This is a genomic window from Kordiimonas gwangyangensis DSM 19435 = JCM 12864, assembly GCF_000375545.1.
GTDB lineage: Bacteria > Pseudomonadota > Alphaproteobacteria > Sphingomonadales > Kordiimonadaceae > Kordiimonas > Kordiimonas gwangyangensis.
This window is the reverse complement of sequence record NZ_AQXF01000002.1, coordinates 264,166-285,351: the sequence shown is the minus strand read 5'-3', so window position 1 is coordinate 285,351 and position 21,186 is coordinate 264,166. Positions and strand designations below refer to the sequence as shown.

The window sequence follows — 21,186 nt, the reverse complement described above, 5'->3', positions numbered from 1 at the left end:
TCAGCATTTCTCTTAGGGCCGAATGTTTATGAGGATGAGGCTAGCATCCGACAAAATGTTGATCTGAGGAGCGCAAGATGCACAGGAACATGAAAACCATCAGCCTTCTGCTGGGCAGTGTCTTTATTGTACAGGCTTGTACGACCGACCCCTATACGGGTGAGAAAAAGGTATCCAACACCGCAATCGGTGCCGCAATCGGCGCAGCCGCGGGTGCCGTGGGCGGCGTGATTGTTGGTGGGTCCAACAAGCGTAAGGCAGCGCTGATTGGCGCCGGCATCGGTACCGTTGTGGGTGGCGGTGTTGGGTTCTACATGGACCAGCAAGAGAAAAAATTGCGCCAGCAGCTTCAGGGTACAGGCGTGCAAGTGGTACGTGACGGGGACAATATCATCCTCAATATGCCGGGCAATATTACCTTCGATACCGATAGCAGCGTGGTGAAGGCGGACTTCATGGATGTGCTGCACTCGGTCTCCCTCGTGCTGGATGAATATGAAAAAACCTATGTGGATGTGATGGGTCACACCGACAGTACGGGCTCCGACAGCTATAACCTTCAGCTTTCGCAGAACCGTGCCGAGGCTGTCGCCAGTGTGCTGACCTCAAAGGGTGTTGAGCCAGTACGCCTTGTTGTGCGCGGCTTTGGTGAGCAGTACCCGATCGCATCAAACGATACGCCGAGCGGTCGCGCGCAGAACCGCCGTGTCGAGATCGCGCTGTCGCCGGTTGTGGAATAACGTGCGCAAGGCCTCGCTCATATCGAAGGCTGGCATGCCCTGCCGATCCTGTTATATGTATCAACCGAGATACATGAACGAGGGGGCAGGGCATTCCCATGCGGCAATTTCTGGCAGCGAACGACATCGAAAACGGAGCGGTCCTTGGCATCTATGGCGCGGGCGGCTTCGCCCGGGAAGTCATGCCAATCCTGGCGCGCAGGTTTAAGGACACGGGCCACGCGCTGAAACTCGTTTTCATCGAGACAGAACCAAAGGCCTCTCAGGTCAACGGCTATCCAGTCGTCTCTGAGGAGGCCTTTTTTGCCCTTGATGCCAGCAAACGCTATTTCAACATCGCCATCGCGGATTCAAAAGCGCGCGAGACGATTGCCGAGCGCTGCATCAGCCGCGGCGCAGCACCGCTGTCCCTCGCATCACACAGTGCCGACTTTCTGGACGCGAATACCATCGGTGAAGGAGCACTCTTTTGCGCGAACACGGTTGTCACGTCCAACGCTCGCATCGGCCGCTTCTTCCACGCCAATATATATTCCTATGTTGCCCACGACTGCGTAATTGGTGACTTTGTCACCTTTGCCCCGCGCGTCAGCTGCAATGGCAATGTACATATTGAAGACCATGCTTATATCGGCACAGGCGCCGTGCTCAAACAAGGCAGCCTTGAGAGGCCGCTACGTATTGGCAAAGGCGCCATCGTTGGCATGGGTGCCGTGGTGACAAAAGACGTGCCCGCTGGTGCCGTTGTCGTGGGCAACCCGGCACGTCCGCTTGAGCGAAAAGGCTAACGTCCCTTCGTCGGCACTAAACCAGTTATATATCATTGGTTTATATCCTTCGTTGACTACCCTGCCAGATTATGGAGAATGACCGCTGTTGTGTCGTACAGAGAGGTAGTTTTCCATGGATATCGGCGTACCGATCCGGGAGCTTGGCGCAGTTGAATGCCAGGCGCTTATTTCACACGTTCAAACGCTGAAACCTGAGGTGTGGGACCTCTGTGATATTCGCCAGAAACGCTTTGACGTGCACCGACACACCAAATCCATTGTGATGATCTTCTCCGAAGGCTGGCCAGACATCCGGCTGGCCCGTTATCCGGGCTGGGACGTGGTGGCTCATCTTGCCATGCCTATCATCGAGAAAATTGTACGTGATCATTACCCGCCGGGCGGCGCGATCATCCGCGCCATGGTGGCAAACCTTGTCAAAGGTGGCGTCATTGAAGAGCACTATGATGCAGCACCTTCATTTGCGGTTGGCCACCGTATCCATGTACCGCTTCAGACTAATGACGGCGTTGTGTTCACCATTGACGGCGAAAATTACAAACTTGAGGTCGGTCAGGGCTATGAGCTCAACAACCTTCTCGACCATAGCGTTGTGAATGAGGGCGGCGCTGACCGCTATCACCTGATCTTCGACTATGTGCCGCCACAGGACGGCTTCATCCAGTAGCTTTCACAGCCCAGTCTTTACAGCAAAACTGATGCTCAGTACCGTCAGCGCCAATCACAATAATGGGCATGCGAGGAGACTGGTATGAAGAGAGCGCTCATAAGCGTTGCAATGATGGCCGCCATCAGCTTTGGCGCGGTCGCCACAGAGCTTGAGATCACGACAGAGAACAACCACGAGCGCGAGATCGCGACGGGCGAGGCCATTCAAGACTTTGTCGACAGCCACGATGTCTCAAGCTGGATGTTCACGAACAGGCTTCATGTCGATCTGCGCACCATCCCGCACAGCCACCCGGTGCTGACCCTGCACACTCGCAACCTTGAGTACCTGCCCAGCCTCTATTCCACCTACCTGCATGAACAGATCCACTGGCATCTCACCGCCAACCGTGATGCGACAGAAGCCGCCAAGGCCGAGATCGCCAAGCTTCTGGGCCCGGCAAAAACCGGCTTTCCTTATGGCTCAGACGACGAAGATGCCACCTACATGCATGTGATCGTCTGTTATCTGGAGATTGACGCCATGAGAAAGATCTTTGGCGATGACACGGCTGCCGAGGTCCTGGCCTATTGGCAGAAAGATCACTACACGTGGGTATATGAACAAGTGGCGGCGCACCGCGATGCGCTGGGCGCGATCATCGACCGCCACGGTCTGCGCATTTAAAAGTACTCACTGGCCGCGAGCGACCCACGACCTCTAATGGTCGTGGTCACAGTCCGGGCCATGCACATGACCGTGATCATGGTCATGATGGTGGTGGTGGTGGTGATGATGATCGTGACCATGGCTGCAGCCTGGGCCGTGCACATGGAAGCCTGACTGCTTCACATATTTCTGCATCTTGCGGATAAGCACGTCGCGCTTCATTTTTGAGAGATGGTCAAGGTAGGTGCGGCCATCGAGATATTCCATTTCATGCTGCAGCACGGTAGAGAGCCAGCCGTCACAATCGAGCGATTGTTCATTGCCCTCGAGGTCAAGATAGGTAACACGCACGGCATCAGGGCGCGTCACTTCCGCCGAAATGCCGGGAAAGCTAAGCGAGGCCTCTTCACGCGTCGTCGTCGCATCCGATTTCCAGACAATCTCCGGATTGATGAAGACCATTGGCTCACGTTTGCCTTCAAGCTGCAGATCAAGCACCACAATGCGTTTCAGAAGGCCGACCATGTTGGCGCCAACCCCGATGCCCCGGTTCATATACATGATGTCCAGCATCTGCCGGGCAGCATCGCGGATTTCATCATCCACTTTGGCAACAGGCTCAGCCTTTTTGCGGAAAATCGGGTTAGGGGCGATCACAAGCTCAAGGGTCGACATAAATAGAGTGCTTTCTGGTAAGATCATTTTAACGTCCGGCACATTACGCTCAATCTCGGGAGTTGAACAGCCGCCTTTTAGCGCTGTCATGTGTAAAGTGTGGGAGTGGGAATGTCGTCATTCCAAAGTAGCGTATCGGGTAAAATCAATCACGGACTTGCGGGTTTTGATGTCACGCCGCTGGGCGCTGGTGAAAGCGCCAGCTTGAGCGATGACGCTGCGTGGCTCTTGGACTATATTCATCGCCGCACCGGGGACGGCATGCGTTTTGCCGCGCGTGCGGCGCTCAATCCGGCAGAGATGAAGCGCATGCTGCCCTATGTGCTGATCCTTGAGCCTAGCCGTTCTGCCACCGGGACACTGCTTGATATCAAGGTCCGACTGATGGGCACCAAAGTTTCCTGGTTTTACGGCGAAGCAGGCGGCGGCACCGTACGCAATTTCGCCGACCATGTAGCCGCGAAACGCGCACTTGAGCTCGCCAACATATGCCTCGACACCATGGGGCCGGTCGTTGGACGCTCCCACCGGAAGGATCCTTCAGTGCCGTATTTTGGCGTGACTGTGCTCATGGTACCGCTCGCGGATGACGGGCATATCATCAGCCACTTCTTCGCCCATGTGCATATTGATAGTGTCGAAAAATAGCAATGTGATCACATTTTTCTTGCGCTTTATCTCGGCAAAGGCGAACGTCACCACATCCAGACATAAACGCGGCAAATCCCATGTCGGCACACGGCGTACTCAATATTGACCAAACTAAAGCAAACATCGACGAAGACCCCGTGGCCGCAGAGAAGCTGATCGCCGGCTCTCCGCAGCAGCGGACGGAAAACCACTTCACCTCGGCGGACGAGAAGTTCTTCACCGGCTTCTGGTCCTCAACGGCTGGTAAGTGGCGCGTGGACTATACCGGCGAAGAAGAGTTCTGCCACTTGCTTGAAGGCGAGGTTGTTCTGACGGACGAGAAGGGTAGCGAAAGCCGCTTCGTTGCTGGCGACCGCTTCACCATCGCGGAAGGCTTCAAAGGGACGTGGGAGACGGTAAAAGACTGTCGTAAACTCTACGTTATTGCTTTGAAGGGCTAACGTGCCCACCTAGCCATTAACCATGAGATATGAAATAGTAGGGCGTTATCAAAATTGCTCGGAGATGTTTCATGAAAAAAATGCTGATTGCTCTTGCCCTTGGCGCGTTCATGCCAGCCGCAAGTGCACTTGCCAATGATGCGACGCCGTCAGCCGAAGGTGCTGCGGTTTATTTCATCACCCCGCAAGACGGCGACACAGTCAAAGGCCCTGTGACAGTGCGTTTTGGCCTTAAAGGCATGGGTGTTGCCCCTGCGGGTACGGACAAGCCGAATACCGGGCACCATCACCTGATTATCGATACGGATTTGCCGCCGCTGGATGAAAACATCCCGATGGATGAAAACCACATTCACTTTGGTGGTGGTCAGACCGAAACCACAGTCACGCTTGCGCCGGGCACTCATACGCTCCAGCTGCTTCTGGGGGATATGAACCACATCCCGCATAATCCAGTGGTCAGCTCCAAGAAGATCACCATCACCGTCACGGAATAGCCTTCCGTAACGGTAATGATATAGCTCTACGGTGCGCCGCTTACCTGCCGAAGGTTGGCGGCGTTTGCTTCTGAACGGTTACTGGTTCAGCGAGGCGTTGCCGTGTGACCGACCCCAGTGGTGACTGGAAGGAGCCATTGCGGTCAAAACATTGACGCAGCATTTGGTCAGCGCGAGTGCAACGGGTCTGCATGCGCGCGTTGACAATATTGCTGGTTTTGAGCTTTGCCTGCGTGGCATTGGCGCGCTGTTCAAACTGCAAAAGCTCGGCGTTCAAGAGCTCGTATTGTGCTGCGAAGTCAGCGTCATGCGTTGCAATCGTTACAGTTTTGGCGTCGCCTTCCGGCATGTCATCCAACTGATATTGAAGTGAGACTGACAGTGCCTCGCTACACGTAAGCCAAGCATCCACATCGCGCAGGAACGCCTTGCCTTTGCGGGTCAGCGCCTCGGGGCGAGACGCCTGACGTACTTTAGCTGGCGCCTCCGGGACAGCACCACACACAGAGGTGAGGCCAGCATCATCCATGGATGCAGGTTGGACAGGGCTTGCGGCATAGATTGGTGCACCAAGAACAACAGCAAGCGTGAAACTGTACAAAGATTTCATGTCAATCACTCCTTGTGTCTATACAACCCCATGGTACCGCAATTGCGAATCATTACAAGGTAGGAATCGTTCTTGTTCTTGAAGTGCCAGGTGCAACTGAACGCGGAAAATACTGTTTGCGCCATACGCGCCCCTCAGTATGGTAGCGGGCATCATGTAATTGCTTTCAAGGGACGGGCCACATGCCACATCTGGTGATTGAGTATAGCGATGCCGATTTTGACGCCAAAGCAGTGGAGCAAATGATGCTTGCGGCCCACAAGGGTGCGCTGGCGTCTGGCCTTTTTGGTGAAGATGACATCAAAACCCGCGCCTATGCCTGCAGTCATGGCCTTGTGGGCGGCAAGCCCGGCAGCTTCATTCATGTCACCGTGTATCTGCTGTCTGGCCGTGATCACGCCACGCAGAAACTGCTTGCCAACACGCTTCTGGATCATATGACCGCCGCCGGCTTTGCGCCTCACTCACTGAGTGTTGATTGCCGTGACATGGACAGGGCGGTCTATAGCAAGATAACCAGATAACCGACCATAAACACAAAAAGGGGGGACTGATGAAATTCAAACAGTCTGTTTTCACCGCGGCTGGCATTCTGGCGCTCTCGGCGTCCGGCACACTGGCCGATGACCACCTTGATCCGCCAACCGAAGTCCAGCGCTTGCACACAATGGTGGCTGAAGTTTCGGCTGGCCGCATTGAGGCGGATATCCGCAAGCTCGTTTCCTTCGGCACCCGCCATTCACTGTCCGATACCAAGTCGGAAACCCGGGGCATTGGTGCGGCACGCCGCTGGATTGAGGCGGAGTTCAAGCGCATCAACGAGGGCTGTACCGCCAAGCTTGAGGTTTACACCATCTCTGACACCGTCACCGGCCGGCGTGTACCGGAACCGACCGAAATCGTGGACGTCATCGCCGTTCAGCGCGGCATCCTTGACCCCGACCGTGTTGTCATCATGTCGGGCGATATCGACAGTCGTGTGTCTGATCCGCTCAATTTCACCGATGACAGCCCCGGCGCGAACGACAATGCCTCAGGCATGGCTGGCACTATGGAAGCCGCGCGTGTGCTGTGCCAGACCAAATTCCCGGGCACCATCGTCTATGCAGGCCTCTCGGGCGAAGAGCAGGGGCTTTATGGCGGCCGTATCCTCGCCGACCACGCCAAGGAAAAAGGCTGGCGCATCATGGGCGTGCTCAATAACGACATGATCGGCAATATCGAAGGCATCAACGGTGTGGTCGACAACACAACCGCGCGTGTGTTCTCCGAAGGCACCCGCGATAACGAAACCGCGGAAGAGGCCCGCATTCGGCGCTTCTCGGGCGGCGAGGTTGATAGCCCAAGCCGCAATATCGCCCGCCTTGTGGACCGTTTGGCGGACGACTATATCCCCAACCTCGATGTCATGATGATCTACCGGCTGGACCGCTTCAGCCGTGGTGGGCACCACCGTCCGTTAAACGAAGCCGGCTGGCCCGGCGTTCGTATCATGGAAACCAACGAGAATTATAACCGCCAGCACCAGGACCTGCGTACCGAGAACGGCATCAAATACGGCGACGTGATCGAGGGCGTGAACTTTGACTATGCCCGCAAATTGACCGCACTCAACGTTGTGACCTTGGCTTCCATGGCCGGCGCGCCGCCATTCCCTGCGGATGTGAAGCTTTCGGGCGCGGTTCAGCCGTCCACCACCATCAGCTGGGATATCCGCGGTGACGAGAAAGAACGCGCGAACCTCAAGGGCTTCCGCATCTACTGGCGCCTGACCACCGACGCCCAGTGGCAGTGGAGCCATTTTGTACCCGCCGACACGCGCACCCATACGCTCGAGAATGTTGTCGTAGACAACTATTTCTTCGGCGTGGCATCGGTCGCTAATGATGGCCTCGAAAGCCCGGTCGTATTCCCGGGCCCCATGGGCGCATTTGACAGCGTCAAAGCAGCCGAGTAAAATTGCTTTTAGAGTAAACGAGGCCCGTGCATACCCTTGTGCGGGCCTCGTGATTTTTCCGCACAAGTTCCGCGCATTCCCCGCACAGATCCCGCACACTTTTCGCACACTTCTGACACAGATGTGACGTGACGAAATTCAGCCGCGTGCTATACATCAATCTCACCAATCACCAGTGAGGTTCCTGTGCTAAAGCGACTGATTTCCTTGATGTTCTGCCTGTCACTGTCTCTGGCTGCGCCGATTGCGGTTCATGCTGCGACACCACTTGCCGAAGCGTCGGATAGTCATAGCACCATGCGTGTTTATGCCGAACGGAATGGGCTAAAACCATCGTCTTCTCAATGGCTTGCGGTTGAAATTGAACCCCGTGAGGGCTGGCATTCCTACTGGCAGAACCCTGGCGACAGTGGCGCCGCACCCATTCTTGACTGGCAGTTGCCGGCGGGTGTCACGGCGGGTAAGCCTTTGTTTTCAGTACCGGAAATCATTCCCGTAGGTCCGCTCGCGAACTATGGTTATCACGGTGCGTCTGTCATGCTGGTGAAGCTTGAAACCGGTGCGCAGATCGAAGATAAGCCCTTGATTTTAGAGGCTGAATGGCTGATCTGCGAGGTCGAGTGTGTACCGCAGTTCGCCACGCTCACGTTGGACCGCACACAGGGCAGCGGTGACAAAGTCACTGAAAACACTGAGCTTTTTGTCAAAACTCGCGCAAAACTGCCGGAACCGTCCTACTGGTCATCCTCGCTTGAAGTCGACGATGAAGCTTCCATCCTCACCGTCTTCATGACACAGGGCGATGTGGAGGGCATTGAAAGTACTCACTATTTCTCAGGTCAGGACGGTGTCGTTGCCTATGCAGCGCCACAGTCATGGAAGTGGGCTGATGATGGCCTCAAGCTCTCCATGCCGCGCGAAGAAGGTACCGCAACTCCTTCAAATGCAAGCGGAATTCTGGTTCTGAATTTGGCAGGTGACCGGCGTGTTGGCTTCGAGATTGAGCCCAAACTGACCACCATGGCAACCGCGCCAGATAGCCAGACAGTCATCCTGCCGGATGCCGCCAGCATGCCACTTTGGCAAGCCGCGCTTTTTGCGCTGTTTGGCGGACTGATCCTGAATTTGATGCCGTGCGTGTTCCCGGTCCTGTCGCTCAAGGCCTTCGCTTTTCTGTCAGCCAACTATAAAACCGAGGCAAACCGCCGTCTTGAAGGTGTTGCCTACACCCTCGGCATTTGGGTCAGCTTTATGGTGATAGTGGGCGTGCTGGTAGCGTTAAGGGCAGGGGGCGCAGCCATCGGTTGGGGCTTCCAACTGCAGGAACCGCTGTTTGTCGCGCTGATGATGGTGCTCATGACCTTCGTCGCGCTGTCTCTCTCCGGCTTCTTTAACATCAGCTTTGGTGCAGAAAGCGCCGGCCAAACGCTCGCCGCCCGCGAGGGAATCCAGGGCGCCTTCTTCAAAGGTGTACTCGCCGCACTGGTCGCCACGCCTTGCACTGCGCCACTGATGGCGCCAGCCATCGGTTTTGCGCTTACCCAGCCGCTTATTACCGTGTTTGTGGTGTTCAGCCTGCTAGCCATTGGCCTTGCGCTGCCGTTCCTAGCCCTGTCCTTCATTCCCGCCTTCGCGCGGTTGATGCCAAAACCCGGCGCTTGGATGGAGAAAATGAAGGAAGCACTGGCGTTCCCGCTTTATCTCACGGCTGCATGGCTCCTCTACATCTTTGACCGTCAGGTCGGCGCGGTCGCTACGCTTCTGCTGCTTGCGGGACTTATCACCAGCATTTTTGGCATCTGGCTCTCCAAACAAGGCGAGGGCAAAGTATTACGCGCTTTCGCTATTCTGTTTGTGTTGGGTGGCGTGGCGTTTATTGCCAGCAAGCCTTGGGGCGACCTCACGGAACAAGCGGCGGAGGTCGCAGAAGATAGCCAGCCCTATAGCGACCAACGTGTTGCGGAACTGGTGGACGAGGGCAAGCCAGTCTTCGCCTATTTCACCGCCGATTGGTGCATCACCTGCAAAGTGAATGAACGTGTCGTGCTCGCAACAGATGAAGTTCAGGCGGCATTCAAAGGTGGTGGCATCACTGTGCTGAAGGGCGACTGGACCAACAGGAACGCAGAAATTGCCGCAGTGCTGGCGCGCTATGGCCGTGCAGGTGTGCCGCTGTACCTCTATTTCCCGGCAGGCAGCGGCGAAGCCGTAGTGCTGCCGGAACTACTGACCAAGGGCGCTGTATTCAGCGCAATCAACGGGAGTGAATAGAATGAAAAGCTCTATATCAAAATTACTTGTGCTGTTTTCCTTGAGTGCTGGTTTAACTTTTGGTGCCCTCGCTGATCCGGTCGTCGGCAAGGAAGCACCGCTCTTTGAGGGCACCACAAGTGGCGGGGCCACCATCAGCCTTGAGGACTTTCGTGGCAAGCCGGTCATGCTTGAATGGACCAACCACGAATGCCCCTATGTGAAGAAACACTATAACAGCGGCAACATGCAGCGCACGCAGGCAGCGCTAACCGAAGATGGTGTTACGTGGATTTCCGTTATCTCCAGCGCACCAGGCCAACAGGGTTATGTGAGTGCGGACGAAGCCAATGACCTAAGCGAAAGCCGCGGCGTATATGCGGATTACATCGTGCTGGACCCCGACGGCACCATCGGCAAGCTCTATAAGGCCAAAACGACACCGCATATGTTCCTGATCGATGCTGACGGCACGCTGCAGTACATGGGCGCCATTGATGACCAGCCATCCGCGCGCGAATCCTCACTCGAGGGCGCCAAAAACTACGCGCTTGCCGCATGGGAAGCGTTGAAGGCTGGCGAAACAATTGCTGAAACCAGCACCAAGCCTTACGGCTGTTCAGTCAAATATGCGGACTGAAAACGTCCCATTGCGGAACACATGCCCTTAATTTCATGAAGTTACATGGAATTAAGGGTGTGTTAAGCCTATTGATTGAGACTGAATGCACTGTAAGATGCATTCATCCGGCACTTCGGATGGGGCTTGAATTTATAACGCGGGGCAATCACACCGTATGTTCCTGATAATTGGTCTAGTTGTCGTCCTTGTGATGGTATTCGGCGGGTTTGCCCTTGCGGGCGGCAAGTTTGGTATCATCGTCAAAGCGTTGCCGTTTGAGCTGATGATCATCTTCGGCGGCTCCATCGGCGCATTCATCAGTGCCAACTCGACCGGGGTTATCAAGAAGTCGCTTGGCGGCATCGGCAAGGTGATGAAGGGGCCACACTGGAAAGCGGATGACTACCGCGACCTTCTGTGCCTCATGTTCCTGCTTTGCAAGACCATCCGGACAAAGGGTGTCGTCGCGATCGAGGCGCATATCGAGAACCCCGAAGAATCCAAGATTTTCCAGCAGTTTCCGCGCATCGTTGAGGATCACCATGTTGTTGAGTTCATTTGCGACTATGTGCGCATGCTCACCATGAACTTCGATGATCCGAACCAGATGGAAGACGCGATGAACGCGGACATCGAAAAACACCACGCCGAAGAGCACGAGCCGCAGCACGCGCTGCAAACCATGGCCGACGGCCTGCCGGCAGTAGGCATCGTCGCGGCGGTTCTGGGTATCATCAAAACCATGGCGGCGATTGCTGAGCCTGTGGAAGTGCTCGGCGGTATGGTCGGTAGCGCGCTTGTTGGTACCTTCCTTGGTATTTTCCTCTCATATCTGATGATTGGCCCGATTGCCGGTCGTCTTAATCAAATCCTGCAGGAAGACGGGCAGTTTTTCACGATTATCCGTATCGTGCTTGTCTCGCAACTTCAGGGCAACCCGCCGCAGATTTCTGTGGAACTGGGCCGACGTAACGTGCCGTCGCACCTGATGCCAACATTTGTTGAGCTGGAGGAAGCGATTGCAGAGTTGCCGCCAGACATCTGATATTTTACAAAAAAATCAATGACGTCAGCGCGGCCATGCCTCAAAATGGTCGCGCTTTTCGCTATATAGTGTGCATCAAACATGCAAAGGGTCGATACAATGCTTGAAAGCAAGAAATTCCGGGTCGGTATTCTAGGTGCCAGTGGCTACACGGGGGCTGACCTCGTACGCCTTCTTGTGCGTCACCCCAATGTGGAGATCGCGCTGATGACGGCAGAGCGAAAGGCCGGCATGCCGATTGGTGACGTATTCCCGCACCTGATGAACCTTGACCTGCCGGACCTTATCGGCATTGACGAAGTTGAATGGCCTGCGGTCGAGCTTGACGTGGTATTCTGCGCGCTGCCGCATGCCACGAGCCAGGAAGTTATCAAAGGCCTACTGCACGCGACGAATCATAGCCTCCTTGACGAGATGATCGTTGAAACACGGGCTGACCTCGCATCCTCGTTCGAAGGGGAAGTAAAAGTTGTCGACCTGTCAGCCGATTTCCGCCTGCGCAACGTTGACACCTACGCCGACTGGTATGGCCGCGAACACGGCGCACCTGAGCTGCAGCCCAAGGCTGTTTACGGTCTGCCGGAGCTGAACCGTGAGGCAATCCGCGGTGCGGCACTTGTAGCATGCCCGGGCTGTTACCCGACGGCAGCGCTGCTGTCGCTCGTGCCGCTCCTGCGCGGCAAACGCATCAAGGGTGAGGATATCATTATTGACGCCAAGTCGGGCGTGTCAGGTGCGGGTCGTTCGCTCAAGGAACCGAACCTCTTTGTTGAAGTGTCTGAGGCTATGCACCCATACGGTGTCGGCCATCACCGCCACATGCCAGAGATCGAGCAGGAGCTTTCGCTTGCTGCAGGCACAGAGGTTTCCATCAGCTTCACGCCACACCTCGTGCCGATGAACCGGGGCGAGCTTGAGACCATCTATGTGAAACTTGAGGACGGCCAGACAGCCGCCAGCATCAAGGACTATCTGGTAGACTTCTACAAAGATGAGCCGTTTGTTTCTGTGCTGCCTGAGAAGGTTATGCCCGCCACCCGTATGGTTCGTGGCTCCAACGGCTGCGTGATCAACGTGTTTGAAGACCGGCTGAAGGGCAGGGCAATTGTGATTGCCGCGATCGATAACCTTGTGAAAGGCTCGTCCGGTCAGGCAATCCAAAACATGAACCTCATGCTCGGCCTGCCAGAAGGCACAGGCATCGAACAGGTTGCCATGTTCCCATGAGTGGGGGTCAGCGCCCACTTTATAAGGAAACTGCACTTGGGGGGCGGCTCACGCCCTTCAAAGGCATGTGGCCGCGTGTTGCGGGCGATGCCTACATCTTCCACGGCGCCCAAGTGGTTGGGGACGTGGAAATTGGCCCAGGTACAAGCGTCTGGCACAACTGCGTGCTGCGCGGCGACGTAAACTCCATCCGCATCGGTTCGCGTTCCAACATCCAGGACGGCACCGTCATCCATGTCAGCACACGCACCTTTCCCACAACCATTGGCAACGACGTGCTGGTGGCGCATATGGCCATGCTCCATGGCTGCACACTCAAGGACAATGCCTTTGTCGGCATGGGCGCAATTGTGATGGACAATACGGTTATTGAGAGCGACGGCATGCTCGCGGCCGGTGCCATGCTCACGCCGGGCAAAACGGTGGGAGCAGGGGAGTTGTGGGCAGGCTCACCAGCCAAGTTCATGCGCAAGGTCACCGACGCAGAGCTTGAGAAGAATCGCAGCATGGCCGAGCATTACCGCAGGCTCGCGGACCAGCACCGGCTTGATAGCTTAGGCGAGAGCGCAGACAAGCCGTATCCCTGACAGACTGTGGTCATTTTGTCTCAGGTGCGGCTTTCCTGTATTCACGCTATTGCAAAGCATTCGCATTATTAGTAATTGACGCTTCAGATAAAGGCTGAAGGCGCACAAGCGCCAATAAGGTTCAGAGGAGCGTTACCATGGTTTCCAACCATAATCTGTTTGTGTCGGCACTGCTTTCGAGCGTGCTGGTTGCCCCTTATGCTGTGGCAGAGGAAGTTAGCCCGGTTGAAGAAGTGCTGGTGTCAGCAACACGCACACCGAAGCCGGTGAGCAGCATCCCCAACATGGTGACTGTGATCAGCGCGGAAGACCTTGAGGAGCAACTCACGCTCGCGACAGACACGTCCGGCATCCTCGCGAATCTGGTGCCCGGCTTCTCACCAAGCCGCCAGAAACTGAGCGGTTTTGGTGAAAGCTTCCGTGGTCGCAGCCCGCTTTACCTGATTGACGGTGTTCCGCAATCGAACCCGCTGCGTGATGGCTCCCGCGATGGCTATACCATTGATATGGCGGTGGTTGAGCGTATCGAGGTTATCCACGGCGCGAACGCCATCCAGGGTCTTGGTGCCACGGGTGGTATCATCAACTTTGTCACCAAAAAGCCGGATGATAGCGGCGACCTGAAACTCGGCATTCAGGCAGGTATCACCACGACTGACGATTTTGAGAGCGATGGTTTTGAATACCGCGGCAGCGTGTACGCGACGCAGAAAATCGGCAAGTTCGATTATCTCGCCTCTGTCAGCTACCACAAACGCGGCGTGATGTATGATGGCGAAGGCCGCACCATTGGTGTGGACCAGACGCAAGGCGACCTTGGCGACAGTGAACAGCGCGACTTTTTCGCCAAACTTGGTTTTGAGCCAACAGAAGACCAGCGCATCCAGTTCACCATCAACGACTTTGAACTCTCGGGCGACGGTGACTGGGGCACGGTGGCCGGCGACCCGGCCACGGGCACACCGGCGACGGCCGCCAAAGGCGCGCTTGAAGGTGAGCCTGCGACCAACGATGTGACCACCATGTCGCTCGACTATAGCAACAAGGCTGTTGCGGGCGGCACGCTGACCCTGCAGCTGTATGCGCAGGACTTCCGCTCCAGCTTCGGTGGCGGCACCTTTGGTAGCTTCCAGGATCCGGCCATTGCGCCGGTTGGCACACTGTTCGACCAGTCGGAAAACAATTCCGAGAAGAAAGGCGCACGCCTGACATGGGACAAGCAGAATATCGCGGACAGCGGTGTGAACATGTTCACCGGTGTCGACTATCTGCACGATAAAACCTTCCAGCGCCTTATGTTCACCGACCGCAACTGGGTGCCAGAAACCAAGTTCGAGAATATCGCACCGTTTGTGCAGGCTGAATTCCCGGTGAGCGAGATGATCACCGTATCTGGTGGCCTGCGCTACGAGAATGCCAAGCTGAATGTGGACGACTACCAGACACTTGCCGGCAACCGCAGTGATTTCCAGGTACTGACCGTTGGTGGTGGCAGCCCGTCGTTTGATGACCTGCTGATCAACGCCGGTGTTGTGATTGAGCCCGTGGCTGGCTGGACCTTCTATTCGTCCTACTCCGAAGGTTTCACGATGGCCGATGTTGGTCGTGTCCTGCGCGGTATCAATACTGAAGGTGTGACGGTCGATGACCTCTTTGACCTCAAGCCGATCAAGGCCGACAATATCGAGCTAGGCACCACCTTCACGTCTGACCGCTTCTTCGCACAGGTCAGCGTGTTCCAGTCCAAATCTTCGGAAGGCGCACGTTATGTGGCTGATGCGGACGGTTTCCTGCGTGTGCAGCGCGAGAAAACCCGCATCCGTGGCCTTGAAGCGCTGGCTGAATATGCGGTGACGGAAGAGTTCCGCGTCGGTTCGAACCTCGCGGTCCAGAAAGGCCGTGTGGACACCAACGACGATGGCGTACTCGATGCCGACCTTGATGCGGTAAACATCGGACCGAACCGCCTGAATGTGTTCGCAACCTATGCCTACGGCGACTGGTCGGGCCGGGTGCAGCTCTCGCACCTCTTTGACCGCGACTTCACCAATGCGGCAGACGCACTTGCTGCAGAATTCAACGGCTACAGCCTTGTAGATCTGTCCATGTCCTATCGCATGGAGGCAGGCAAGCTGCAGCTTGGTGTCCAGAACCTCTTTGATAAGCAGTATATCACGTATTATTCGCAGGCTGGCACGACCCGTGGCGACCGCTATTTCGCAGGCCGTGGCCGCGCGATCACGCTGTCTTACCAAGCTGATTTCTAAGCTCGGGTAGCCTGGAACATGCGCCGCACGCTCAAACGTCTTCACCAGCTCGCCGGTCTCCTGATCGCCGTATATATGCTGGTGATGGCAGGAACTGGTGCGGCGCTGACCTATAAAGACCAGATCCTCGCGCGGTTCATTCCTGAAGTGCGCGGGGAGGTCGTCGCCTTGTCGCCCGAAGCTCAGGCGGCAAAACTGGCGGAGATTGAAGGTCAGTATGCCATAATTGGTGTGCGTTCGGTCAAGCTGCCGCGCCCCGGCATGAATGCCTACAAGGTCTACCTCAAGGACAAACAGGAAATCCTGTTGAACGCCGATAGCCTTGTCCCGGTGAATGATCCGCTGGGCATGGTAGGCTTCTTTACTGTGCTTTTTGATATTCACCACCGGTTGGCGGCTGGTGAGACCGGCGAGGAGATTGTTGGTATCCTCGGCATCGTCGCCACGCTGATGCTCTTGAGCGGGGTATATCTCTGGTGGCCGTGGCGAAAAGGCTTTCGCATCCGCAATGTCATTCCGGCAAACGGCAAAGCGAGCGCGTACCGACTAAGCCACGTGACATTGGGCGCGATCGTCGCGCCACTCCTGGTCCTGAACACCATCACTGGTGCCGCGATGATCTACTCCACGCCTGTGCGGAATGGTCTGACAGCAATGTTTGGCGGTGAAAAGCCGACCCGCACTCAGGTGGTGGAACTCGCAGCGGAACCAAAGCGCGCACTGTTCAGTGGCAAGGCTTCGGAATTCCCCGATGCCCTCGCCACCATCTACATTCCAAAACGCACGGAAGAGGGGCCTTATAGCCTGCGTCTGCAGATGCCGCGTGAATGGCACCCCAATGGCCGCAGCACAGTTACAGTGAACCCTCAGGCTGGGACGGTCAGTTTTTACGACGCACCCGAAGCCGGCCTTGGCCACAATATCGCTGACAGCATCTACCCGCTGCATTCTGGTAAAACCGGTAGCGCTATCTGGCAGTTCATTGTTGTGCTCACGGGGTTGGGCGGCTTTTTCCTCGCTTATGCCGGGGTCAGCGCTTACCTGAAGCGCAAACGCGCACGCCGCGTGGTGGCTGCCACCAAATAATAATGAAATTTTGATGCCTGTGGCATTGATTTTGCCCCCTTGTTTCGATAGCAAGACATCCCAACTTATTGCCCACCAATGTTTTTTGCTAAAACGAGAGGTATAGAATCATGAGTTTTGAACTGCCTAATCTCCCCTACGCGCAGGACGCACTCGAGCCGCATATTTCGGCGGAAACCCTGGGCTTTCACCACGGTAAACACCACAATGCCTATGTAACCAACCTGAACGGACTTGTTGCAGGCACCGAGTTTGAAGGCAAAAGCCTTGAGCAAATCATGGTCGCTACAGCGGGCAAAGCCGACAAAGCCGGTATCTTCAACAACGCCGCACAAGTGTGGAACCACACTTTCTACTGGCACTCCATGGCGCCAAATGGTGGTGGCGAGCCAACCGGCGCGCTGGCTGAAAAAATCAATGCAGATTTTGGCAGCTATGCTGATTTCGTGGACGCCTTCAAAAAAGCTGGTGCAACACAGTTCGGGTCCGGTTGGGCTTGGCTTGTGCTCAATAAAGACTGCAAGCTTGAAGTCACCAAAACGCCAAATGCTGAGTGCCCGCTGACCGATGGTCACACGCCGCTTCTGACGATGGACGTTTGGGAACACGCTTATTACCTCGACTACCAGAACCGGCGTCCGGACTATATCGAGACTTTCCTCGGTAAGCTGGTGAACTGGCAGTTCGCGGCTGCAAACCTTTCTGCTGCTAAGGCATAAGGGCGGCCCGCCAGGCTGAGAGAAGAGCGCCGATGCAATGAAAAAGGGCCGGGGAGATTTCCCGGCCCTTTAAATTTGATGAGTAGTGAGGCTTTACCAGCCAGCGCCACCGTTCTGGCCGCTCACCATGCAATAGAGCATGGGGATAGACAGAAGCGTGTTGGTACGGCTGAACAGCATGGCTTTGCGCGCTGCAGCCGGTTTGGCAGCTGCATCAGCTTCCACGATACCTAGGGCCACCTTCTGGTTCGGCCAAATCACAAACCAGACGTTGAACCACATGATGATGGCGAGCCACATGCCGATACCGATCGGGCGGAAGTTCTCAGACAGCGAAAGCGCGTCAACCACATAGCCATTGGCTGTCGCGAGCCATAGGCCGCTTGCAAGTGTGAACATGGCGCCCCAACGGAACCACCAAAGTGCTTTTGGAGCGATATGTTTGCCAATAGCAGGTTTAAGCTCGTCCGGGATGGACGGCATGGTTGGTATTTGAACAAAGTTGAAATACCAAAGGAGACCAATCCACATCACGCCCGAGAGCACGTGAATATAGCGCGCAAAAAACGCAGGATCAAAAGCGACGCCGGCAAAACCCTTCGTCATTATTGCAATAATGACAACGACCAGAATGAAGCCAGCGATGACCGTATTCTGAAGTGAACCCAGAATTTTATCCATTTCCTAACCTCCCCATTGCGAATGCAATTCCCTAAATGGAACCTAAATCTTACTGCTGAGGTCATGTTTTAACAAGCAAAACGAGTTTCGGCCCAAACGCGTGCAGACTTCACGCAGCAAAAGCCTGTTGCTTTTGGCCCGCCAAATCGCCATCTTCCGCGCATGCAAAACCTGACCGACATTACCGAATACTGCCGCGCCATGACGCGCGAGGATGATCCCGAACGCTATTATGTGAGCCTGTTCGCGCCCGCAAGCGCGCAGCCACATCTTTGGGCGCTGTTTGCCTTCAATCAGGAGGTGGCAAAGACGCGTGAGAGTGTCTCTGAGCCCATGATTGGTGAAATTCGGCTGCAATGGTGGCGTGAAGCGCTTGAGGGTATAACGGCAGGCACACCGCGGGAGCACCTCGTTGTTCTCGGCCTGAATGCTATTCCAAATTTCAGCACTATCAGGCCGCTGCTGGATACGGTCATCGACGGCCGGGCGAGGGACCTTGAGATGGAGGTTGAAACCGGCATCTCAACGCTTGAAGGTTATGCCGATATGGTGGGGGGCGCGCTTCATGAAGCAGCAGCCCGCATAATTGTTAATGATTTGAATGAGACCGATGCCGAACTCGTGCGCGCCAGCGGACGCGCTTGGGCGATGCTCGGGGTCCTGAGGGCATTACCGTACCAAATCGCAGATACAAAGGCTTTCTCAGTCACGGGTGCTACCACGCAGGGCCTGACAGGTCGGAGCGCACAAGAGCTTGAAGAACAGCTGGAACCACTATTGACACCGGCCAAGACCTATGTGGACCGGGAAATCATGTACGCTTCCGGCAAACCGACCGATAAATCTGTCAGGCCAATGCTCGCGATCAACGCGCTCACACGCAGGCACCTGAAAGCCCTCAAGCGGGCCGGCGGCAGCCCGTTTAGGATGGCGGACCATGAAGATGGCAACCTGCGCAAACTTGTCGCGTTGGCCGCATATCATATTTTCTAGAAACACTTAAAGCCCGCAAAGCTGAACTTTGCAGGCCAAATGATTATATGGCAAGCGCTAGGCTTGGATGTCTACTTTTTCACCCACGCCAGGGCCGGTCGAGGACGGCTCAACCTCTTTGCGTTCAACAGCAGAATCCTCTGCAGCTTTACGCTCTGACGCAGCTGACTCAAGTGACCCGGATCGACCAGCCGAAAATACTTCAGCACTGCTCGCCGTGGATGCGCCTTGAATATCCATATTATTTGCTCCAACAGCGTGCGTTTACCCATGACACACGCTCTCTCAACACTTAAGACTATACCCTATATGGGCATAAAACCCAAGAATTAAAGGATTCGCGCTTTTCAGGGGAAAATGATGCGTTGTTTCAAACCTCTATGCACTATCGCGATGTCGCTTACGATGCTCTCGGCCTGTACGACTGGCCCATCAAAGCATGCAAACGAGGGTGTTGGCCCAGTCTCGGTAGAGGCGCGCAACAATCTCGCCAGCAACAATCCCGAAGGCTTAGTGAAGGTTGGCGAGGGCTTCGAGCGGGCGGGGGATTATGCTGGTGCGCTGGCGCTTTATGAACAGGCGCTTGCAGCAGCACCGGACCTCGTTAGTGCGAAGATAGCGCTCGCGCGCGTGCTCATTCCGCTTGGTAAGGCGAGTATCGCCATCGCGCAGCTCAAAACACTGCTTGAGCAGCACCCGGATTCCCGCGAAGTAAGAGCTGAATATGTTGAGGCACTGATCGCGAACGGCCAATACGTTGACGCAAGTGAAGCATTTGCACCACTTCTTGGCGCTGGCGCTGCACGTCCTGAGATGCTGGACCTCGCAGGAAGGCTTGCGTTTGTGGGCGGTGAGAAAGAGGCCGCGCGGCAATATTTCGACCTTGGGCTCCAACAAAACCCTATCCAGGGCGACCTGCTTAATCACCTTGCACTTTCCTATGCCATTGACGGAGAATTTGAGACGGCCGTTGCCATATTAAAGAAAGCTATGGACCGACCTGAAGCACAGCTGAGCGCGCAAAAAAGCCTCGCAAGCATCTACGCTCTTTCGGGCCAGAAGGATGCCGCCCTGCATATCGCCCGTGGAGCCATGACCACCGAAGAAGCAAACAGCTTGCGCTCTTTTTTTGAGCTGTTGCCAAAGTTGAACGCGCAGGAACAGGCTGAAGCCTTGATGTTTGACCGTATCCCCAAGTCAGCACTGGAACGCCTTAAACGTCCGTGAGGCAATTTGCCCCTTGTCGGGAAAGTCGCATCGCGCTAACAACCCCTCGCAAGCAAGTTCACAAGTGGATGAAGTCGTTGAAACAGTGCCAGAACATGAGCGAAGTCAGGGAAGAGATCGACCGCGTTGACCGGGAGATCGTGCCGCTTCTTCTGGAAAGGCTTGAGTATATCAAGCAGGCAGGTCACATCAAATCTGACCGCGGCACTGTGCGTGACGAATGGCGCATTGAAGATGTGGTCAATAAGGCCAAAGCCAAAGCTGCCGAACATGCGGGCAACGAGAGCTACATCGAAGACATTTACCGTCACCTGATCGAATGGAGCATCGCGCACGAATTTGTCGTATGGGACAAAGTGAACTCCAACGACAAATAATCACGCGCGGTCTGTAATCACGCGCGCTCTGACTGGCAGCGTGTGCAAAAGAGCGTGGTGGGATCAATTTCCAGACGCCTTTCAGCGATAATATCGCCGCATTCCTGACAGTAGCCGAATTCGCCATCGTCCAAGCGCGCGAGCGCGGCATCAAGCCGCACAAGCATCTGCTGACGGCGCGCGCCAATAGCCTGGTTCATGGCCTGACCCTGCAGCGCATCCATGCGCGACAGGCGACCGACACGGCTCTGGTCAAGTTCGACAGCACCACGGCCTTCACGCGCCGCAGCTTCAAGATCAAGCAGTTCCTGCCTGAGCGATAACAGTCTTTCTCGCCAAGAGTTGGTCATGTTGAAGATTCTATAAATAGTGTAGGGGTCTTGCCAAGAAGAGGCGTAACAATAATTAGGTTTATTTTGACTTGCG

The 21,186-nt window shown here is 55.6% G+C and carries 24 protein-coding genes; 20 read left to right on the top strand and 4 right to left on the bottom strand.

Annotated elements, in window-relative coordinates:
- Window positions 1-77: 77 nt before the first annotated feature.
- The 4 genes from B150_RS0106335 to B150_RS0106320 all read left to right on the top strand — a co-directional run bounded on the left by B150_RS0106335 (window position 78) and on the right by B150_RS0106320 (window position 2,867).
- The gene (locus B150_RS0106335) at window positions 78-740 is read left to right on the top strand and encodes a YiaD family glycine zipper/OmpA-like lipoprotein (protein WP_020399055.1); all 663 of its coding nucleotides are present in this window, start codon (window positions 78-80) and stop codon (window positions 738-740) included.
- 98 nt (window positions 741-838) lie between these two features.
- Window positions 839-1,528 (top strand): acetyltransferase, encoded by a 690-nt coding sequence (locus tag B150_RS0106330; protein ID WP_020399054.1) that lies wholly within the window; start codon window positions 839-841, stop codon window positions 1,526-1,528.
- A 115-nt stretch (window positions 1,529-1,643) separates the two neighbouring features.
- Window positions 1,644-2,198 (top strand): aspartyl/asparaginyl beta-hydroxylase domain-containing protein, encoded by a 555-nt coding sequence (locus B150_RS0106325; RefSeq protein ID WP_020399053.1) that lies wholly within the window; start codon window positions 1,644-1,646, stop codon window positions 2,196-2,198.
- 84 nt (window positions 2,199-2,282) lie between these two features.
- Complete coding sequence (locus tag B150_RS0106320; RefSeq protein WP_020399052.1) at window positions 2,283-2,867, top strand: hypothetical protein; 585 nt, start codon at window positions 2,283-2,285, stop codon at window positions 2,865-2,867.
- 33 nt (window positions 2,868-2,900) lie between these two features.
- Here B150_RS0106320 and def read toward each other — a convergent pair whose 3' ends face one another.
- On the bottom strand, window positions 2,901-3,524 hold the full coding sequence (gene def, locus B150_RS19950) for a peptide deformylase (RefSeq protein ID WP_020399051.1): 624 nt from the start codon (window positions 3,522-3,524) through the stop codon (window positions 2,901-2,903).
- Window positions 3,525-3,635: 111 nt separating this feature from the next.
- Between def and B150_RS0106310 the strand changes: the two genes are divergently transcribed.
- The 3 genes from B150_RS0106310 to B150_RS0106300 all read left to right on the top strand — a co-directional run bounded on the left by B150_RS0106310 (window position 3,636) and on the right by B150_RS0106300 (window position 5,112).
- Window positions 3,636-4,172 (top strand): PAS domain-containing protein, encoded by a 537-nt coding sequence (locus tag B150_RS0106310; protein WP_020399050.1) that lies wholly within the window; start codon window positions 3,636-3,638, stop codon window positions 4,170-4,172.
- Between the two features lie 80 nt (window positions 4,173-4,252).
- Window positions 4,253-4,615: a cupin domain-containing protein gene (locus B150_RS0106305; protein ID WP_020399049.1), complete on the top strand. Its 363-nt coding sequence runs from the start codon at window positions 4,253-4,255 to the stop codon at window positions 4,613-4,615.
- A gap of 71 nt (window positions 4,616-4,686) precedes the next feature.
- Entirely contained in the window at window positions 4,687-5,112 is a 426-nt protein-coding gene (locus B150_RS0106300) for a DUF4399 domain-containing protein (protein ID WP_020399048.1), read from the top strand.
- A 40-nt stretch (window positions 5,113-5,152) separates the two neighbouring features.
- Here the strand turns inward: B150_RS0106300 and B150_RS0106295 are convergent, their stop codons facing one another.
- Entirely contained in the window at window positions 5,153-5,722 is a 570-nt protein-coding gene (locus B150_RS0106295; protein ID WP_020399047.1) for a hypothetical protein, read from the bottom strand.
- A 182-nt stretch (window positions 5,723-5,904) separates the two neighbouring features.
- Between B150_RS0106295 and B150_RS0106290 the strand changes: the two genes are divergently transcribed.
- The 10 genes from B150_RS0106290 (at window position 5,905) to B150_RS0106245 (ending at window position 17,482) form a co-directional block, all read left to right on the top strand.
- Complete coding sequence (locus B150_RS0106290; protein WP_020399046.1) at window positions 5,905-6,246, top strand: 5-carboxymethyl-2-hydroxymuconate Delta-isomerase; 342 nt, start codon at window positions 5,905-5,907, stop codon at window positions 6,244-6,246.
- Between the two features lie 29 nt (window positions 6,247-6,275).
- A complete protein-coding gene (locus tag B150_RS0106285) occupies window positions 6,276-7,679 on the top strand; it encodes a M28 family metallopeptidase (protein ID WP_020399045.1) in 1,404 nt (467 codons plus the stop codon).
- Between the two features lie 186 nt (window positions 7,680-7,865).
- Window positions 7,866-9,950, top strand: coding sequence for a protein-disulfide reductase DsbD family protein (locus tag B150_RS0106280; protein WP_026168234.1), 2,085 nt, complete (start codon window positions 7,866-7,868; stop codon window positions 9,948-9,950).
- 1 nt (window position 9,951) lies between these two features.
- The gene (locus B150_RS0106275; RefSeq protein WP_020399043.1) at window positions 9,952-10,569 is read left to right on the top strand and encodes a redoxin domain-containing protein; all 618 of its coding nucleotides are present in this window, start codon (window positions 9,952-9,954) and stop codon (window positions 10,567-10,569) included.
- A gap of 157 nt (window positions 10,570-10,726) precedes the next feature.
- The gene (gene motA / locus B150_RS0106270; RefSeq protein WP_020399042.1) at window positions 10,727-11,596 is read left to right on the top strand and encodes a flagellar motor stator protein MotA; all 870 of its coding nucleotides are present in this window, start codon (window positions 10,727-10,729) and stop codon (window positions 11,594-11,596) included.
- A 99-nt stretch (window positions 11,597-11,695) separates the two neighbouring features.
- The gene (gene argC / locus B150_RS0106265) at window positions 11,696-12,823 is read left to right on the top strand and encodes an N-acetyl-gamma-glutamyl-phosphate reductase (protein ID WP_020399041.1); all 1,128 of its coding nucleotides are present in this window, start codon (window positions 11,696-11,698) and stop codon (window positions 12,821-12,823) included.
- Window positions 12,820-13,410, top strand: a complete 591-nt coding sequence (locus B150_RS0106260; RefSeq protein ID WP_020399040.1) for a gamma carbonic anhydrase family protein — start codon at window positions 12,820-12,822, stop codon at window positions 13,408-13,410. Before argC ends, B150_RS0106260 begins: the two co-directional genes overlap by 4 nt.
- A 137-nt stretch (window positions 13,411-13,547) precedes the next feature.
- Complete coding sequence (locus B150_RS0106255; protein WP_020399039.1) at window positions 13,548-15,677, top strand: TonB-dependent receptor; 2,130 nt, start codon at window positions 13,548-13,550, stop codon at window positions 15,675-15,677.
- Between the two features lie 18 nt (window positions 15,678-15,695).
- On the top strand, window positions 15,696-16,763 hold the full coding sequence (locus B150_RS0106250) for a PepSY-associated TM helix domain-containing protein (RefSeq protein WP_020399038.1): 1,068 nt from the start codon (window positions 15,696-15,698) through the stop codon (window positions 16,761-16,763).
- Between the two features lie 110 nt (window positions 16,764-16,873).
- Window positions 16,874-17,482 carry a superoxide dismutase gene (locus B150_RS0106245; RefSeq protein WP_020399037.1) on the top strand — a complete coding sequence of 203 codons (609 nt, stop codon included), beginning with the start codon at window positions 16,874-16,876 and terminating at the stop codon, window positions 17,480-17,482.
- Window positions 17,483-17,575: 93 nt separating this feature from the next.
- On the opposite strand, the gene B150_RS0106240 is transcribed toward B150_RS0106245, so the two are convergent.
- Window positions 17,576-18,163, bottom strand: coding sequence for a urate hydroxylase PuuD (locus B150_RS0106240; RefSeq protein ID WP_020399036.1), 588 nt, complete (start codon window positions 18,161-18,163; stop codon window positions 17,576-17,578).
- Window positions 18,164-18,325: 162 nt separating this feature from the next.
- On the opposite strand from B150_RS0106240, the gene B150_RS22190 reads away from it, so the two are divergent.
- From B150_RS22190 to B150_RS0106220, 3 genes are all read left to right on the top strand, one after another.
- Window positions 18,326-19,156, top strand: a complete 831-nt coding sequence (locus B150_RS22190) for a phytoene/squalene synthase family protein (protein WP_020399035.1) — start codon at window positions 18,326-18,328, stop codon at window positions 19,154-19,156.
- Window positions 19,157-19,516: 360 nt separating this feature from the next.
- Complete coding sequence (locus B150_RS0106225) at window positions 19,517-20,383, top strand: tetratricopeptide repeat protein (RefSeq protein ID WP_162139662.1); 867 nt, start codon at window positions 19,517-19,519, stop codon at window positions 20,381-20,383.
- A gap of 95 nt (window positions 20,384-20,478) precedes the next feature.
- Entirely contained in the window at window positions 20,479-20,760 is a 282-nt protein-coding gene (locus tag B150_RS0106220; RefSeq protein WP_020399032.1) for a chorismate mutase, read from the top strand.
- Window positions 20,761-20,777: 17 nt separating this feature from the next.
- Here the strand turns inward: B150_RS0106220 and B150_RS0106215 are convergent, their stop codons facing one another.
- Window positions 20,778-21,110, bottom strand: coding sequence for a TraR/DksA family transcriptional regulator (locus B150_RS0106215; RefSeq protein WP_020399031.1), 333 nt, complete (start codon window positions 21,108-21,110; stop codon window positions 20,778-20,780).
- Between the last annotated feature and the right edge of the window lie 76 nt (window positions 21,111-21,186).

Coding starts and splice junctions, on each gene's coding strand:
- B150_RS0106335 (WP_020399055.1), top strand. CDS start 78: ATGCACAGGAACATGAAAACCATCAGCCTTCTGCTGGGCAGTGTCTTT.
- B150_RS0106330 (WP_020399054.1), top strand. CDS start 839: ATGCGGCAATTTCTGGCAGCGAACGACATCGAAAACGGAGCGGTCCTT.
- B150_RS0106325 (WP_020399053.1), top strand. CDS start 1,644: ATGGATATCGGCGTACCGATCCGGGAGCTTGGCGCAGTTGAATGCCAG.
- B150_RS0106320 (WP_020399052.1), top strand. CDS start 2,283: ATGAAGAGAGCGCTCATAAGCGTTGCAATGATGGCCGCCATCAGCTTT.
- def (WP_020399051.1), bottom strand. CDS start 3,524: ATGTCGACCCTTGAGCTTGTGATCGCCCCTAACCCGATTTTCCGCAAA.
- B150_RS0106310 (WP_020399050.1), top strand. CDS start 3,636: ATGTCGTCATTCCAAAGTAGCGTATCGGGTAAAATCAATCACGGACTT.
- B150_RS0106305 (WP_020399049.1), top strand. CDS start 4,253: ATGTCGGCACACGGCGTACTCAATATTGACCAAACTAAAGCAAACATC.
- B150_RS0106300 (WP_020399048.1), top strand. CDS start 4,687: ATGAAAAAAATGCTGATTGCTCTTGCCCTTGGCGCGTTCATGCCAGCC.
- B150_RS0106295 (WP_020399047.1), bottom strand. CDS start 5,722: ATGAAATCTTTGTACAGTTTCACGCTTGCTGTTGTTCTTGGTGCACCA.
- B150_RS0106290 (WP_020399046.1), top strand. CDS start 5,905: ATGCCACATCTGGTGATTGAGTATAGCGATGCCGATTTTGACGCCAAA.
- B150_RS0106285 (WP_020399045.1), top strand. CDS start 6,276: ATGAAATTCAAACAGTCTGTTTTCACCGCGGCTGGCATTCTGGCGCTC.
- B150_RS0106275 (WP_020399043.1), top strand. CDS start 9,952: ATGAAAAGCTCTATATCAAAATTACTTGTGCTGTTTTCCTTGAGTGCT.
- motA (WP_020399042.1), top strand. CDS start 10,727: ATGTTCCTGATAATTGGTCTAGTTGTCGTCCTTGTGATGGTATTCGGC.
- argC (WP_020399041.1), top strand. CDS start 11,696: ATGCTTGAAAGCAAGAAATTCCGGGTCGGTATTCTAGGTGCCAGTGGC.
- B150_RS0106260 (WP_020399040.1), top strand. CDS start 12,820: ATGAGTGGGGGTCAGCGCCCACTTTATAAGGAAACTGCACTTGGGGGG.
- B150_RS0106255 (WP_020399039.1), top strand. CDS start 13,548: ATGGTTTCCAACCATAATCTGTTTGTGTCGGCACTGCTTTCGAGCGTG.
- B150_RS0106250 (WP_020399038.1), top strand. CDS start 15,696: ATGCGCCGCACGCTCAAACGTCTTCACCAGCTCGCCGGTCTCCTGATC.
- B150_RS0106245 (WP_020399037.1), top strand. CDS start 16,874: ATGAGTTTTGAACTGCCTAATCTCCCCTACGCGCAGGACGCACTCGAG.
- B150_RS0106240 (WP_020399036.1), bottom strand. CDS start 18,163: ATGGATAAAATTCTGGGTTCACTTCAGAATACGGTCATCGCTGGCTTC.
- B150_RS22190 (WP_020399035.1), top strand. CDS start 18,326: ATGCAAAACCTGACCGACATTACCGAATACTGCCGCGCCATGACGCGC.
- B150_RS0106225 (WP_162139662.1), top strand. CDS start 19,517: ATGCGTTGTTTCAAACCTCTATGCACTATCGCGATGTCGCTTACGATG.
- B150_RS0106220 (WP_020399032.1), top strand. CDS start 20,479: ATGAGCGAAGTCAGGGAAGAGATCGACCGCGTTGACCGGGAGATCGTG.
- B150_RS0106215 (WP_020399031.1), bottom strand. CDS start 21,110: ATGACCAACTCTTGGCGAGAAAGACTGTTATCGCTCAGGCAGGAACTG.